Source organism: Nocardioides sp. NPDC000445 (assembly GCF_040300245.1).
Lineage (GTDB): Bacteria > Actinomycetota > Actinomycetes > Propionibacteriales > Nocardioidaceae > Nocardioides.
Window position 1 is genome coordinate 121,771 of the sequence record NZ_JBEPDH010000005.1, and the last position, 15,162, is coordinate 136,932.

Here is a 15,162-nt window from a genome sequence, read left to right on the forward strand (position 1 = left end):
GGTCCTAGGTCGCCGGGCTGGAGCCCAGGGAGGCGGATGGCTCCCTGGGCCGGCCGGCTCCGACCAGAACCTGGAGAACGACCAGCAGGGCGAGCACCAGGGCCAGGCACCACCAGAGCCGGTCCATCGTGACGTCGTTGCCCCAGAGCAGGACCACGCCGCCCAACGCCACCACGGCGACCCGAAGCCAGGTCACGTTGGCGGCGACCCAGCTGCCCGCGCCGCCGACCGGACCGTCTCCCAGGCGAGCGCCGACGCTCTCGAGGCCACCCCCGATGGTCGTACGTGCGGTGGTGCCGTACCTGTTGGAACCGGCGAACCAGCCGGCGAGCACGATCACCAGACCGAGCCACAGCACCACCTGCTGGCCGCGGTCGAGGTAGGTGAGCAGGGTGTCGAAGAAGACCCTGCTCGCCGGCCCGAAATCGGTGCCGGAGAGCGCATTGACGAACATCTGCTCCCCGATGGACAGCACCCATGCCAGGAGCAGGGCGTTGGCGGCGATGACCGCTCCGATCCACACCGCCATCCGAGGCCGGCGGCGGGCCAGCACCAAGGCGGCCAGGAACAGGACCCCGACCACGGGCAGGAGCCACTGGGCCACCGGGTTCGAGAACGCGTAGATCGTGCGTACCTGCCGGAGCTGGGGTGCGTCCATCAGCACGATCTGACGGTCGGTCTCCGGGATGGGCAGGTTCTCGACGATGGTCAGCCCCCGGTCGACGAGCCGCTCCTTGACCCGTTCGATGACCTCGTCGACGTCGAGCACGACCTGGTCGCCCTGGAGCGACACGGCCCCGGTGTCGTCGCCGTTCAGGATCCGCTGGAGGGTCTGCTGCGCCCTGGTGTTGGCCAGGACCCAGATGTCGGCGAACTCGTCGGAGGCGATGAACGCGCGGACCTCGCGCTCCACCAGGCCGTTGATGGCCGCGGCAAGAGGCGCCACGAGCTGCTCCAAGCGCGGTCTGTCCGCGATCACGCCGGCGAAAGCGGTGTTGAGGATCGCCTCGACGTCGACCTGCTGCTGGATCGCCTCCGTGACCCGGGTCGCGATCACGTCCTGCACCTCGGGAGACTCCACGAGGGGGCCGACGGTCTCGACGTACCGCTCGGCGTCGTTCAAGGTGCGCTGCCCCCAGTAGGCCACCGCGGCCGGCGTGGTCAACAACCCGGCCAGCACCAGGCAGATCACCGCCGCGATCGAGCGGCCTCGTGAGGGTCGATCCGCGGTGGTGGCCAGCTGGTCGTCGGTGGGTTCTCGGAGTTCGCGGGTGGTGGGCGAGTCGTTCGACATGGTGGTGGTCCTCTCGACAGGTCCCGTCTTCGAACGAGGCCGGTTCCCAGGCTGTCCGGCGGGTCCGTCCGGGGACATCACCCGGAGCGGGCGAACCCGCGGCCCGCCGGCCGGTCGTCTCGAGCCGGTCGAGGGCCAGGTCAGCGGGTGATGTCGCGCCCGTGCGCCGTCAGCGCCCAGATGACGAAGATGTCGACAGCGATGATCAGCGTCGACCAGAACGGCGAGTAGGGGATGAACGCGAAGTTGGCGCAGGCACTCAGCACGGCCAGCGTGACTCCGATGACGCGACCCCAGACCATGCCGTTGAGCACAGCGAAGCCCGCGAACACCACGAGCAGTCCCAGCAGCAGGTGGATCCAGCCCCAGCTGGTGGCGTCGAGCTGGAGCAGGTAGTTCGGAGTCGTGACGTAGAACTCGTTCTCGAAGAGGGCGACGAGGCCGGAGAAGGCCTGGAAGCTGCCGGCCATGATCATCATCACGCCGGCGAACAGGATGAAGCCGGTCGCCCAGGTGCTGGGCGGCGGTTCCTGCGCCTTCCAGGTGGTCTCATCGTTCAATGGGGTCTGTTCGGTCATGACGGGACGCTCCTTGGATTGCCGCCGACCGCGAGGGACTCGATGTCGGGTCGTGAGGTGAACGGACGATCTCAATCTGGTCGCCCGGACCCGTGGGCGAATCACTCTCATTGTGTGAAACGTGAGGGCGTCAGGACTGAGACAGTGGCCGTAGAGTGCGCCGGCTCTGCCCACAACTCATCCGTCAGGGATGAGACGTCGTGCTGCCCGGATCTCTAGCGTGCGAAGCGTGGAAGACGCTGGTGAAGCCGCGCGAACGGCCGCTGGGCTCGACGACGTTCTGCTGGACGTCAAGCTCTCGGTTCCCGAGCTGCCGCTCAGCCTGGTGAGCAGGGCCCCTCTGATCGAGGCGGCCCGGAACAGCGGCGCGCCGTCGGTCGGGATCACCGCGCCCGCCGGCTACGGCAAGTCCACACTCCTGGCGCAGTGGGCACAGGCCGAGGACCGCCCGGTCGGTTGGGTGTCACTCGACCGCCTGGACGACGACGCCGGCGCCCTGCTCGTGCTGCTCGCCTCGGCGTACGCGCGGGCAGTTCCGTCTCAGCAGGGCGTGGTCGCCGACGTGAGAGGACTGGGCGTCTCGCCGTTGGGGCGCTCCGCACCGCACCTGGCCGCCGCCCTCAGCCGAAGCCCGGAACCCTTCGTGCTGATGGTGGATGACCTGCATGAGCTGCACTCCTCGGCCTGTCACGATGTGCTGAGCGTGGTCATCTCAGGTGTACCGGCCGGCTCCCAGCTGGTGTCGGCGAGCCGCGTCGAGCAGCCCCACCTGGCTCGGCTGCGCGCCTCTGGCGCCGTCCTCGACGTGCTGGGACCCGACCTGGCGCTGGACGTGACGGGTGCCGAGCAGATCTTCACCGCGGCACAGGTGCCGCTCACGCGTGACCAGGCGATGGTGGTGACCGAACGGACGGAGGGTTGGGCGGCCGGCCTGCACCTGGCGGCGATGATCGCTCGGGACACGAGACAGGACGTGTCGAGCATCTCCGGCGACGACCGGTACGTGGCCGACTACCTCTACCGGGAGTCGCTGAGCCACCAGGACGAGGCGACGCAACGGTTCCTGCGGCGTACCGCTGTGCTCGACCGGCTCTGTGGCTCCCTGTGCGATGCGCTGTCGGGGGACACCGACGGTCAGAACCGGCTTCTCGCGCTCGAGGGATCCAACTCGTTCCTGCTCCCGCTCGACCGGCGGCGGGAGTGGTACCGCTATCACCCGCTCTATCGCGAGTTCCTGCTCGGAGAGCTGCGTCGGGTCGAACCCGAGGTCGTCGCGAAGCTGCACCTGCGGGCCGCCGACTGGTTCGAGACCAACGAGTCCTCGGCGATGGCCCTCGAGCACCTGCTGAACACGCCCGAGCGGGATCGGAGCGTCCAGATCGCGACGCAGCTGGTGCTGCCGACCTACAGCGCCGGGCAGATGTCGACCGTAAGGCGGTGGCTGTCCGTGCTCGGTGACTCGGCCATCGAGGAACACCCTCCGTTGGCCGTGCTGGCCGCCTGGATGGACGTGCTCGGCGGCGACCCTCTCGGGGCGCAACGCTGGGCTGCCGTGGCAGAGGCTGCGGAGTACGACTGGGTGCCGATGGACGGCACCGCATCGTTCGAGTCGGCGCGCGCCATGTTGCGGGCCGCCATGTGCCCGGCAGGACCTGCGGCGATGATGCGTGATGCCGACCTCGCCATGGTCCAGGAACCGCCGTGGAGCCCGTGGCGCGACACAGCCCTGGCCGACGCCGCCGAGGCGCAGCTGCTCCTGGGGGACGTCGAACGGGCCGCCGCCCTGTTCGCCGAGAGCTCCACCGCCGGAGCCGAGCTCGGCAACACCGACACCATCGTCAACGCTCAGGCCGAGCTCGCGCTGTTGGCCATGGAAGGCGGACGATGGGACGAGGCGGCGGAGCGGGTCGCCGCCGCCCTCGCCGTCGTCGAGAAGAACCGGATGTACGACTACGCGATGAGCGTCCTCGCGTTCGCGGCCGCTGCCCGGCTCGGGTTGCACGACGGGGATCTCGGTGAGGTCGACCGGCAGCTGACTCGGGCCATGCGTGCGCGTCCGTCCTGCACGTACGTGCTGCCGCATCTGGCCGTGCGCAGTCGCCTCCAGCTGGCCAGGGTGTTCTGGGCACGCGGGGACCAGACGTCCGCCCGGCATCTGCTGCGCGAGATCGACGACGTACTGCAGCGCCGACCGGAGCTCGGGGTGCTGGTCGACCAGGTCGCGAGGCTGCGCGCCAGGATCAACTCCTCGGAACGTGCCAGCGCTGGCAGGCCGCCGCTGAGCCCGGCCGAGCTGCGCCTGCTGCCCTACCTCCAGACCCACCTCACCATCGCCGAGATCGGCGAGCGACTGTTCGTCTCGCGCAACACCGTCAGCTCGCAGGTCGCCTCGATCTACCGGAAGCTGGGCGTCACATCGCGCAGCGATGCGGTCCGGCAGGTCATCTCGATCGGGCTCCTCGGCTCCTAGCCGTCCGCAGGCGGTCCTTGCGCGGGGAACCGGTTGGCCGCGGGTACGGCGCTGAACCCGTGTGCCATCACGCTGAGCAGGACCGTGAGCGAGATGACCGCCACCACATCCTCGCCCGCGACATGGAGATCTTCCAGCGCGATCAACGCGAAGATGACCGACGCCAGGCCGCGCGGGCCGAACCAGCCGACGAACACCACGCTGTAGCGGTCGAGCCCCGCTCCGAGCAGTGCCAGCACGACCGGCAGCATGCGAACGACGGTGAGGCTGAGCACGGCGTAGCCCAGCATCGTCCAGCTCCACGAGTCCTGGACGACCGGAATCGCCAGCGCGCCGAAGATCAGCCAGCTGATCATCGAGGCCATGTCGCTGGACTGGTCGACGAAGTAGACCTCCTTCTCGCCGCTGCGCCCGGCAACGGTGCCGAAGACCAGGCCGCCCACGAAGGCGGCGACGAACCCGTTCCCGTCCGTGAGCAGTGCTACGGCGTACGCCAACAGAGCCAGTGCGAGCACGGCCGGCCCGCCGAGCTCCTCGGACAGCCAGCCCCGCTTGCGTGCCCGCCTGGTGACCACGCCGCCCACGCTGCCGACGACGATGCCCGCGAGCAGGCCGATCAGCAGGGACACGACGGCGCCGCCGGGGCTTTCGACACCGAGCACCCCCTCCTCGACCGCGACACCGGCGATCGCCACCAGCACGATCGGGGTGACGATTCCGTCGTTGAGCCCGCTCTCCACGTTTAGCACGCTTCGCACCTTCGCGGGCACGTGAGGGTTCGACATGACGGGTGCGCCGAGGGCAGCATCCGTCGGCGCGAGCGCGGCGCCGACCAGGAGCGCCGCCCACGGGTCGAAGCCGAGCACGATCATCGCGGCTCCGGTGCCGAAGGTGATCGTCAGCGGCAGACCGACACCGAGCAGCCGGACGTACGTGCTCAGATCGCGTCGGAACTGCTCGAGCCGGACCCGCGATGCATCCGCGAAGAGGACCCAGACGAGGGTGACCTCCGCGATGACCTTGACCAGCTCGGGTTCGGCCTCGAGCTCGAGAAGGCCGAGTACGTCCGCGAACACCCAGCCGCCCGCCACGAACACGATGGGGGCGGTGAGCCCCAGCTGTTGGAGGCGACCTGCGAGGACGCACCACGCGACGATCGTCGCGAGAACCGCTACGAGCGCCGAGGTTTCCATGGGCGGACCTCCCGGTCGGCTCAGCGTGGGTGTATCACTCCCGTGTATCACGGACCGGGTGGGGAAGTGCGCCGTTCGCCAGGAGTGATGGGTTCAGGATCCCTTGTCGCGGAACACATCGGCGAGCGGATCCGCCTCGAAGTAGGCGGTCTTGATCCGCATCCACTCGCCGTCGAGGACCATGTCCTTCAGGACCTCGTCGATCTGTTCCTTGCGCCGGTCGCCGGAGCGGATCACGAATCCGATCGGGGCGTCCTTGACCGGGTAAACGATCGGCTCCTCCAGGGCGATGGGCGCGCTCTTGATGATCGACTGAGCGTAAGGAGCCCCATGGAACAACGCGTCCGCTTCGCCTCGCTCGATCAACCCGATGGCAGCGCCCACGTCGGGGGCCTTGACGATCTCGACGTCGTGGTACTTCTCTTCGAGGTAGGACCCTTGGACGGCGCCGTCGACGACCGCGATCCTCTTCCCGTTGACGTCACCGCGCTTCCGGATGGTCGATCCCTCGGGGGTGAGGAAGGCGACGTACGTCGAGAAGTACGGCGCGCTGAAGTCGAACTCCCGCTCGAGGTCCGAGGTGCTCGTGACCTGGGCCCCGATCATGTCGATCTCTCCCGCTCGCAGGGCCGGGAAGAGCTCGTTGAAGTCCATCGCCACGAACTCGGGCTCGACGCCCATGCCTTCGGCGACGCTGCGGGCCATCTCGTAGTCGAAGCCCCTGGTCTCGCCGCCGCTCTGGTAGTAGACGGGTTCGGTGCTGTCGACACCGATCCGAAGGGTGTTGCTGCTGCTGACCGCGGCGCTCGCCTGTCCGCTGGCGGATGGCGTGCGGTCCGAGAAGTGTCCGCTGAAGGCGATCGCGCCCAGAAGAGCCACGGCACCGGCGACGACCAACTTGATCTGGTTCATTTATGTGTGGGGGTCCTGTTGCTGGCGATGGCTGGCATGCCAGCCCGAGCGGTAAGGCGTGAGTCAGCCAATCGGACCCGTAAGTCAGGTGGAGCCTGGCTAGACCAACACGGCGCGAACGGAGGACGAACCCCGGGTGACGTGGCCGGCATCGGTGATGACGGTCACGACGCCACCTCCGCGACCAGGTGCACGATGACCAGGTCGTCGGCCTCCAACAGAGGCGCGATCACGCCGACCTCGTCGAGCAGCCGGCCGCTCATCACCGCGCCGCCGGCGTACCACGCGGGTCGCGGGCGGTCCACGGGCGACACCGCCAGAGGCACCGGCGTCACCCGGTACGCCTTCTCCGGGGACAGGCCGGGGAACCGAACGCGGCCGGCCGGCTGGCCCAGGGTGAGGTCGAGCGCCGAGAGGCGGAACAGCGCCTCGCGCCCGTCAGGAGCGACCACGCCGTCCAGCTGCAGGCCGTCGGGCACGGTGTCCGCCCGCACGACGCGGCCGGAGTGGAGCAGACCGCGGAACCGCTTGTGCAGCGCGATCCAGGCCCGGAGCTCCTCGCGCTCCTCGTCGGTCATGGTGGTGAGGTCCCACTCGATGCCGAGGTGTCCCCATATGGCGGTGCCGGCACGGAAGCGCAGGGTGTGCCGGCGTCCGGTGGTGTGGTCGGTGCTCGATCCCACGTGGGTGCCCATCAGCTCGGGCGGGAGGGTCAGCCCGGTCCACCGGACCAGACGGTGCCCTTCGTGTGCGTCGATGCAGTCGGAGACCCAGGCCCGGTCGGTCCGCTCGAGGACTCCCAGGTCGAGGCGCCCGCCACCTCCGGAGCAGGCCTCGATCTCGAGCCCCGGGTGCCGCGCACGGAGTGCGTCCATCATGCGGTAGGTCGCCAGGGTCTGCAGGTGGACGCCGGGGCGGCGGTCCTGGCCGCGACCCGCGCCGGTCAGGGCACGGTTGTGGTCCCACTTGATGTAGGCGATGCGGTAGCGGTCCACCAGCGCCGAGATCTGGCCGAACACGTGGTCCCAGGCGTCCGGGTTGGCGAGGTCGAGGACGTGCTGGTCGCGCGAGCTGATGCCGGGACCGGCGTGGGTGCCGAGGATCCACTCGGGATGCGCCCGGGCGACGTCGGAGTCGAGGCTGACCATCTCGGGCTCGAACCACAGCCCGAACTCCATGCCCAGGCTGTGCACGGTCTTCACCAGCTGGGTGAGCCCGTCGGGGAACACGTCCTCGTCCACGACCCAGTCACCCAGGGAGGTCGTGGCGTCGCGCCGGCCCTTGAACCAGCCGTCATCGAGGACGTACCGCTCGACGCCCAGGTCGGCCGCACGCTCGGCGAGCTCGACGAGCTTCGGCATGTCCATGTCGAAGTAGACCGCCTCCCAGGTGTTGAGGAGTACGGGTCGCGCGCGCCGTGGGTGCACGTCCCGCGCCCTCAGGTGCTCGTGGAAGCGGCCGGAGAACGCATCGAGCCCCTCGCCCCAGGAGGCGTAGAGCCAGGGCGAGGCATAGGTCTCGTCGTGGCCCAGCACCATCTCGCCGGGCATGAGCAGCTCGCCTCCGCGCAGCAGCTTCCAGCCCGTGAAGGAGTTCTCGGCGCAGAGCACCTGGTTGCCGCTCCAGCCGAGGTGAACACCCCAGACCCGACCGGCACGGAAGCCGAACCCGGACCGACCGGCACACAGCACGGTGGCCGAGTCGTGGCCGGGACGACCTCCCCAGGCCTCGCGGACGTGCTGTCCCTGGGTGAACGCGTGGCGCTGCGGGGTGCGCTCGTGGGCGTGCCGACCCGCCATGTCGAGGAGCTCGTCGGCCTCGGTCGGCACCGGCAGAGCCGGCTCGAGCAGCGTCACCTCGTACGGCGTCGCCTCGAGGTTCCGTACGCTGGCGCGGAGGCGCATCAGACCGTTCCCGAACAGCTCGATCTCGGTGGTCACCTCCACCCCGGCCGGCCCGTCCAGCGCGACGCTGGTGAGCCGGGTGCAGTCGGTCGACTCGGTGACCGTGTGGTCCACCGAGTCGAAGGTGAGCGCCCAGGCCTGGCCGGCGCGGCTGCCCAGCAGACCCGGACGACCCACCCAGCCACTGGTCTGCTGCGGCAGCACCGATGCCCACGAGTGCTGATAGATCGCCCCGTCGAGGCTCGGCATCTCCAGCGAGCGGAGAAGGTCGGGAAGGTGCTCGACCGCGGTCTCGCCGAGATCCGGCCCCCAGTGGAGGACGCAGGGGAGCTCGGTGGGGTCCAGCCGGACGACCAGGCTGGTGTCGCCGCGCCGGAGGTGCACGCCGCGGGCGCGCTCGTCGGTCATCGGGCGGTGCGGGTGAACACGGCCACCCCGGAGCCGGCCAGCTCGGCGACGCCGCGATCGGCATCCGAGGAGAACATCGGCTCGCCGAGGCCGCCCAGCTCGCCCAGCTCGCCGAGGTCGACGATGTCGTCGGTCCGGTTGACCAGGAACCAGTACTCCCTCTCGCCGTCCGCGCGGATGGCGAGCTCCACCCTGCCGCGAAGCCCCGGGGGCAGCTCGCTGTCCACCCCGGCGGCCTCGAGCAGTCGGGCCAGCAGCGGCTCGAGACCGTCCGCACCCAACCGCGTGGAGACGTACGTGGCCGAGCCGTGAGCCAGGGCCCGTCGGGTCACCGCCGGGCGCCCCGCCTGCAGGCCGGTCTTGTACGACGCGAGGACCTGTGTGCCGGGATCCGTCGTGGTGATCCGGTCGGTCCACCGGGTCCCGGTACTGCCGTCGTCGAGAACGACCTCGCTCCCGTCCAGGAGCGGCCCGAACTCCTCGATGCGGATGCCGAGCAGGTCCCGCAGCGCACCCGGGTAGCCACCCGGCCACACGTGGTTGTTCTCGTCCACGACACCGGAGAAGTACGTCGTGACCAGGTGGCCGCCGCGGTCGACGAACGTCCTCAGCAGGTCGGCCGTCGCGGCCGGCATCACGTGCAGCACCGGCGCCACCACCACGTCGTACCCGTGGAGCGGCGCGCCGACGGGCAGGACATCGGCCCGGACACCGAGCGCGAGGAACGCGACGTACCAGTCGAGCGCCTCCGCCCGATGGCTCACCGAGGAGCTCGGGTTGGCCTCCAGATCGAGGGTCCACGACGACTCGATGTCGAAGAGGATCGCGGCCCGGGCCTGCTGGCGCCGAGCCCCGACGACGGGGGCGAGCCGCTCGAGGTGTCCGCCCAGTCGGACCACCGTCCGATAGACCTCGCTGTCCTCGCCGGCATGGGGCAGCATCGCCGAGTGGTACTTCTCCGCGCCGGCCACGGACTGCCGCCACTGGAAGAAGCAGACGGCGTCCGCACCGTGCGCCACGTGGGTGAGCGAGTCTCGCACCAGCGCGCCGTCCGCCTTGGGCGGGTTGATCGCGCGCCAGTTGACCGCGCTGGTCGAGTGCTCCATCAGGAACCACGGCTCACCGCCGGCGATGCCGCCGGTCAGGTTGGCCGAGAACGACAGCTCGTCGCGGGCGCGGTCGTCCACGAGCACGTAGTGGTCGTTGGAGACGAAGTCGATCTCGGCCGCCCAGTCGGCGTAGTCGATGCCGTTGAAGTGGTCCATCACCATGAAGTTGGTGGTCACCGGCACGTCGGGGGTCAGCCGGTCGAGGACCTCCCGCTCGGCGCGCAGGTAGTCCTTGAGGGCGTCGGAGGAGAATCTCTTGAAGTCGAGCTGGTGCGTCGGGTTGGGAATCGTGGGCGTCAGCCGCGGCGGCAGCACCTGGCTCCAGTCGCTGTAGCGCTGCGACCAGAACGCGGTGCCCCAGGCGCGGTTGAGCCCGTCGAGGTCGTCGTACCTCTGCGACAGCCAGGTGCGGAACGCCGCCGCGGCGTCGTCGGAGTAGTCGTAGAGGTTGTGGCAACCGAGCTCGTTGGAGACGTGCCAGGCGGCGAGCGCCGGGTGCTGGGCGTACCGGCTCGCCATCTTCTCGACGACCGCGAGGGCGTGCTGCCGGAACACCGGTGACGTCGGCCGCCAGTGCTGCCGCGCGCCCGGCCACATGGTCTCGCCGGTGCGCGTGACCGGAAGGATCTCCGGGTGCCCGGTGCTCAACCAGGGCGGCGGCGAGGCGGTCGCGGTGGCGAGGTCGACGGCGATGCCGTGGGCGTGCAGGAGGTCCATCACCTCGTCGAGCCACGCGAAGTCCCAGGTGTCCGCCGTCGGCTGCAGGCGGGCCCAGGAGAAGATCCCGAGGGAGACGATGTTCACCCCGGCCTGACGCATCAGCCGGACGTCCTCGTCCCACACCTCCCGTTCCCACTGGTCAGGGTTGTAGTCGGCCCCGAAGCCGAGCGGTCCGCGAGCGTTCTCGACCGCGAACGACTCGGGCCATCGCACCCACCGGTGCTGGCGCCGGCTCATGCGGTCGTCCTGCGAGGCGCGGCGGTGCTGGCCCGGACCACCAGCCGGGGCCGCACCAGGGCCTCCTGGTGCTCGTGCTCGCCGGACTGGATCTCCCGGATCAGGGCATCGACCGCGCCCCGGCCGACCTCGTCGAACGACTGGTGGACGGTGGTCAGCGGCGGCCAGAAGTACGCCGCCTCCTCCATGTCGTCGAAGCCGACGACGCTGACATCGTCGGGGACCCGGCGACCGCGCTCGTGCAGGGCTCTCAGGAGTCCCAGGGCCATCTGGTCGTTCGCGGTGAACACCGCGGTCACCTCCTCGTTGTCGGCCAGCCGGAGACCGGCCTCGTAGCCGGCTCCGGTCGACCAGTCGCCCGGCAGCACCGGCGGCACCGTTCGGCCGTGGGCCTCGAGCGTCTCCTGCCACGACGTCCGGCGGCGCCGCGCGGAGTAGGACAGCTCAGGCCCGGCGACGTGCCAGACAGTCTCGTGACCGAGGTCGAGCAGGTGCTCGGTGGCCAACCGTGCTCCGAGGGCCTGGTCGTTGTCGACGATCGGGTAGTCGTACTCCGCGCTGGAGTCGACCACGACCACCGGCAGCCCGTCCGGTACGGCGACGCCGTCGAGCCGGTGCGTCTCGACCAGGATGATGATGCCGTCCACCGCCTGCTCGCCGAGCTGGTCGAACGCCGCTCGAACGGCGTCCTGGGTGGCGTCCAGCACCGGCAGCAGGTTGATGGCGTACCCGGTCTGGGTGGCGGCGGCCGCGATCGCGTCGAGCGTGTGGGTGGTGCCGACGCTGGAGAGCTCGAACGCGATCACGCCGATGCTCTGGAACCGTCCGCTGCGGAGCGCCCGGGCCGCCCGGTTGGGCCGGTACCCGACCTCGCGCATCGCGGACAGCACCCGCTCCCGGGTGGCCGCGTCGACATAGCGGGCGCCGTTCGCGACCCGCGAGACCGTCTGTCCCGATACCCCAGCGATCCGGGCAACGTCGGCCTGAGAGGCCCCTCGCCGTGTCACTGGCCCCGAGGCCGTGCTGTCTGTCGCCATGGGCCGAATAATCCTTCCGCCAACCTGTTGACGTCAACATGTGTCGTGCGTCACTGTACCTGTTGACGTTAACAGGCCGCCATCGGAACGGCGGTGAAAGGAGGTGGACCGTGTCCCAGGGCGTGACTCAGTTGGAGAGCATCCGGGAGAGCCGCGGTGGTGGGCGACCGCCCGTGCCCGGCCGCCGGTGGTCCCGCAGCGACACGAAGGGCTGGATCTTCGTCGGCCCGTTCCTGGCGGTCTTCGCGCTGACCTTCCTGGCGCCGATCGGCTATGCCGCCTACCTCAGCCTCTTCCGTGCGCAGGCGTTCTTCGGCACCACGCAGTTCGTCGGCCTGGACAACTACGTCGACGTGTTCACCGACGACAAGTTCTGGGACGGCTCGTTGCGGGTCCTGCTGTTCTTCGTCGTACAGGTGCCGATCATGCTCGGCCTCGCCCTGGTGGCGGCGCTCGCCATCGACAGCGCCCGGCTCTACGCCACGAGCTTCTTCCGGCTCGTGATCTTCCTGCCCTACGCCGTTCCCGGCGTCGTGGCCGTCCTGATGTGGGGCTTCATGTACGGCACCAACTTCGGTCTCGCCGCCGACATCAACGAACTGTTCGGCACCTCGATCGTGCCGCTCAGCAGCAACTGGATGCTCGCCTCGATCGCCAACATCGTGACCTGGGAGTTCGTGGGCTACAACATGCTGATCTTCTACTCCGCCCTGCGCACGGTGCCCGGCGAGATCTACGAGGCCGCCGCTCTCGACGGCGCCGGGGCGCTGCGCACCGTGCTCTCGATCAAGATCCCGGCACTGCGCGGGGCCATCCTGATCGCCACGATCTTCTCGATCATCGGGACCTTCCAGCTGTTCAACGAGCCGAACATCCTGCGCACGCTGGAACCCAACATCATCACGACCTACTACACGCCGAACCTCTACGCCTACAACCTGTCCTTCGGCGGGCAGCAGTACAACTACTCGGCGACGGTCGCGATCGTGATGGGCCTGCTGACCGCGGTGATCGCGTACGCCGTCCAGCTCCGCGGCTCACGAGAGGCGATGAAGTGACGGGCCGGGTGAGCACGTCGCCGCTGGCACCGCGACGGTCGCCGCTGCTGACCGCGCTGATGGCGCTGTTCCTCGTCTATACGCTGGTGCCGCTGGCGTGGCTGATCCTGAGTGCCACCAAGACGCAGGCTGATCTGTTCTCGAGCCCGGGGCTGTGGGTCGGCGACGAGTTCGCGTTCTTCAGCAACGTCCGGGACACGCTGACCTACCGCGACGGCATCTTCCTGCGCTGGCTGGCGAACACCCTTCTCTACGTCGTGGTGGGTGCCGGCGGCGCGACCCTGCTGGCCACCGCGGCCGGCTACGGCCTGGCCAAGTACCGCTTCCCCGGACGGCGGGCGGTCTTCGCCGTCATCATCGGCGCGGTGGCCGTGCCCGGCACCGCGCTGGCCGTACCGACGTTCCTGATGTTCTCGAACATGGGACTCACCAACACGGTCTGGGCGATCATCATCCCCTCGCTGATCAGTCCGTTCGGCCTGTACCTGATGTGGGTCTATGCCGCGGACGCCGTACCGGATGAGCTGCTCGAGGCGGCGCGCATCGACGGCGCCGGCGAGGTTCGGATCTTCTTCACGGTCGCTCTTCGCCTGCTCGCTCCCGGCATCGTCACGGTGCTGCTGTTCGCCGTCGTCTCGACGTGGAACAACTACTTCCTGCCACTGATCATGCTGAGCGAGCCGAAGCTCTATCCGCTCACCGTGGGCCTCACCCAGTGGAGCGCTCAGGCGACGGGTGCGAACGCGCAGCCCGTCTACAACCTGGTGGTCACCGGCTCTCTGCTGACCATCGCCCCGCTCGTCATCGCCTTCCTCCTCCTCCAGCGGTTCTGGCAGTCCGGCTTGAGCGCGGGAAGCGTCAAACAGTGAAATGAAAGGAACGCCATGTTGATCATCAATGGGCGCAGATCCCGCCGGATCGCCCTCGTCGCGGCAGCCCTCACCGCCGCCTCCGTGCTCGCCGGCTGCGGCTCGGACGACGGGGGCGGCGGAGGCGGCGGCACGGCCGCGGACCTCGACGCCGCCCTCGAGGAAGGGGGCACCATCACCTACTGGACGTGGACCCCGTCCGCCGAGGCCCAGGTCGCGGCGTTCGAGGACCAGTACCCGAATGTCGACGTGAAGCTGGTCAACGCCGGCACCGGCAACGACCACTACACGAAGCTGCAGAATGCGATCAAGGCCGGCTCCGGCGGCCCCGACGTGGCGCAGGTCGAGTACAAGGCGCTGCCGCAGTTCGCGCTGCCCGGCGACCTGGTCGACCTGAACCAGTACGGCTTCGACGAGTTCGAGTCGGACTACACGCCCTCGACCTGGGCCTCGGTGCAGGCCGGCGAGGGCCTCTACGGGCTGCCGCAGGACTCCGGCCCGATGGCGCTCTTCTACAACCAGCAGGTCTTCGACGAGCACAAGCTCGAGGTGCCGACCACCTGGGACGAGTACGTCGAGGCAGCCCGGACGATCAAGAAGGAGGACCCGTCGCAGTGCATCACCAACGACAGCGGTGACGCCGGCTTCACCACCAGCATGATCTGGCAGGCCGGTGGCACGCCGTTCCAGGCCGACGGCGAGAACGTCACGATCGATCTGCAGGACGAGGGCACGCGGAAGTGGACGGGCGTGTGGAACCAGCTCGTCGAGGACGAGCTGGTCTGCACCATCCCCGGCTGGACCGAGGAGTGGTACAAGGCGCTGGGCGACGGGACCATCGCGTCCATCGGCCTCGGTGCCTGGGCGCCTGGCGTGTTCGAGCAGTCCGTGCCCGACGGTGCGGGCAAGTGGCGGGTCGCACCGATGCCGACGTACGACGGGAAGCCGGTGACCGCCGAGAACGGCGGCAGCACCCAGTCCGTGCTGGAGCAGAGCAAGAACCCCGCGCTGGCCGCGGCGTTCGTGCGCTGGCTCAACCACGACGAGGGTGTCGAGCCGTTCTTGGAGAGTGGTGGCTTCCCGGCGACGGTCGCCGACCTGCAGGACCCCGCGTTCGTCGACAAGAAGAGCGACTACTTCGGCGGCCAGCAGGTCAACCAGGTGCTCACCGAAGCGGCCACCCAGGTGGCCGAGGGCTGGCAGTACCTGCCCTACCAGCTGTACGCGGACACGATCTACGGCGACACCGTCGGCAAGTCCTACCAGACCCACACCGCCCTCGATGAGGGCTTGGGGGCCTGGCAGGAAGCGCTCGTGAAGTACGGCGACGAGCAGGGCTTCAGCGTCAACTGACCCATGACTGACGGACAGAC

The 15,162-nt window shown here is 69.3% G+C and carries 11 protein-coding genes; 4 read left to right on the forward strand and 7 right to left on the reverse strand.

All coding sequences use genetic code 11. From position 1 onward, the window contains the following. Positions 1 to 4: 4 nt before the first annotated feature. Together ABT304_RS08535 and ABT304_RS08540 are read right to left on the reverse strand one after the other, a co-directional pair. Entirely contained in the window at positions 5 to 1,294 is a 1,290-nt protein-coding gene (locus ABT304_RS08535; protein ID WP_350714416.1) for a hypothetical protein, read from the reverse strand. Positions 1,295 to 1,434: 140 nt separating this feature from the next. Further along, entirely contained in the window at positions 1,435 to 1,872 is a 438-nt protein-coding gene (locus tag ABT304_RS08540; RefSeq protein WP_350714418.1) for a DUF7144 family membrane protein, read from the reverse strand. A 229-nt stretch (positions 1,873 to 2,101) separates the two neighbouring features. Between ABT304_RS08540 and ABT304_RS08545 the strand changes: the two genes are divergently transcribed. Continuing rightward, complete coding sequence (locus tag ABT304_RS08545; protein WP_350714419.1) at positions 2,102 to 4,342, forward strand: winged helix-turn-helix domain-containing protein; 2,241 nt, start codon at positions 2,102 to 2,104, stop codon at positions 4,340 to 4,342. On the opposite strand, the gene ABT304_RS08550 is transcribed toward ABT304_RS08545, so the two are convergent. From ABT304_RS08550 to ABT304_RS08570, 5 genes are all read right to left on the reverse strand, one after another. Beyond that, complete coding sequence (locus tag ABT304_RS08550) at positions 4,339 to 5,535, reverse strand: cation:proton antiporter domain-containing protein (protein ID WP_350714421.1); 1,197 nt, start codon at positions 5,533 to 5,535, stop codon at positions 4,339 to 4,341. The genes ABT304_RS08545 and ABT304_RS08550 overlap by 4 nt on opposite strands. A gap of 93 nt (positions 5,536 to 5,628) precedes the next feature. Then, positions 5,629 to 6,447 (reverse strand): substrate-binding periplasmic protein, encoded by an 819-nt coding sequence (locus tag ABT304_RS08555; RefSeq protein WP_350714423.1) that lies wholly within the window; start codon positions 6,445 to 6,447, stop codon positions 5,629 to 5,631. Positions 6,448 to 6,611: 164 nt separating this feature from the next. Continuing rightward, entirely contained in the window at positions 6,612 to 8,759 is a 2,148-nt protein-coding gene (locus ABT304_RS08560; RefSeq protein ID WP_350714425.1) for an alpha-galactosidase, read from the reverse strand. After that, a complete protein-coding gene (locus tag ABT304_RS08565) occupies positions 8,756 to 10,825 on the reverse strand; it encodes a beta-galactosidase (RefSeq protein ID WP_350714427.1) in 2,070 nt (689 codons plus the stop codon). The genes ABT304_RS08560 and ABT304_RS08565 overlap by 4 nt, the downstream gene beginning before the upstream one ends. After that, complete coding sequence (locus ABT304_RS08570; protein ID WP_350714428.1) at positions 10,822 to 11,862, reverse strand: LacI family DNA-binding transcriptional regulator; 1,041 nt, start codon at positions 11,860 to 11,862, stop codon at positions 10,822 to 10,824. The genes ABT304_RS08565 and ABT304_RS08570 overlap by 4 nt, the downstream gene beginning before the upstream one ends. A 110-nt stretch (positions 11,863 to 11,972) precedes the next feature. On the opposite strand from ABT304_RS08570, the gene ABT304_RS08575 reads away from it, so the two are divergent. The 3 genes from ABT304_RS08575 to ABT304_RS08585 are packed head-to-tail and all read left to right on the forward strand — an operon-like array spanning position 11,973 to position 15,142. Further along, positions 11,973 to 12,920 (forward strand): carbohydrate ABC transporter permease, encoded by a 948-nt coding sequence (locus ABT304_RS08575; RefSeq protein ID WP_350714430.1) that lies wholly within the window; start codon positions 11,973 to 11,975, stop codon positions 12,918 to 12,920. Between the two features lie 8 nt (positions 12,921 to 12,928). Then, positions 12,929 to 13,789 carry a carbohydrate ABC transporter permease gene (locus tag ABT304_RS08580; protein WP_350714431.1) on the forward strand — a complete coding sequence of 287 codons (861 nt, stop codon included), beginning with the start codon at positions 12,929 to 12,931 and terminating at the stop codon, positions 13,787 to 13,789. Between the two features lie 15 nt (positions 13,790 to 13,804). Next, positions 13,805 to 15,142: an ABC transporter substrate-binding protein gene (locus ABT304_RS08585; protein ID WP_350714433.1), complete on the forward strand. Its 1,338-nt coding sequence runs from the start codon at positions 13,805 to 13,807 to the stop codon at positions 15,140 to 15,142. Positions 15,143 to 15,162: the final 20 nt, after the last annotated feature.

What these genes read in the sequence shown, in the direction of transcription:
- ABT304_RS08535 (WP_350714416.1), bottom strand. Translation starts at nt 1,294, where the DNA reads ATGTCGAACGACTCGCCCACCACCCGCGAACTCCGAGAACCCACCGAC.
- ABT304_RS08540 (WP_350714418.1), bottom strand. Translation starts at nt 1,872, where the DNA reads ATGACCGAACAGACCCCATTGAACGATGAGACCACCTGGAAGGCGCAG.
- ABT304_RS08550 (WP_350714421.1), bottom strand. Translation starts at nt 5,535, where the DNA reads ATGGAAACCTCGGCGCTCGTAGCGGTTCTCGCGACGATCGTCGCGTGG.
- ABT304_RS08555 (WP_350714423.1), bottom strand. Translation starts at nt 6,447, where the DNA reads ATGAACCAGATCAAGTTGGTCGTCGCCGGTGCCGTGGCTCTTCTGGGC.
- ABT304_RS08560 (WP_350714425.1), bottom strand. Translation starts at nt 8,759, where the DNA reads ATGACCGACGAGCGCGCCCGCGGCGTGCACCTCCGGCGCGGCGACACC.
- ABT304_RS08565 (WP_350714427.1), bottom strand. Translation starts at nt 10,825, where the DNA reads ATGAGCCGGCGCCAGCACCGGTGGGTGCGATGGCCCGAGTCGTTCGCG.
- ABT304_RS08570 (WP_350714428.1), bottom strand. Translation starts at nt 11,862, where the DNA reads ATGGCGACAGACAGCACGGCCTCGGGGCCAGTGACACGGCGAGGGGCC.
- ABT304_RS08585 (WP_350714433.1), top strand. Translation starts at nt 13,805, where the DNA reads ATGTTGATCATCAATGGGCGCAGATCCCGCCGGATCGCCCTCGTCGCG.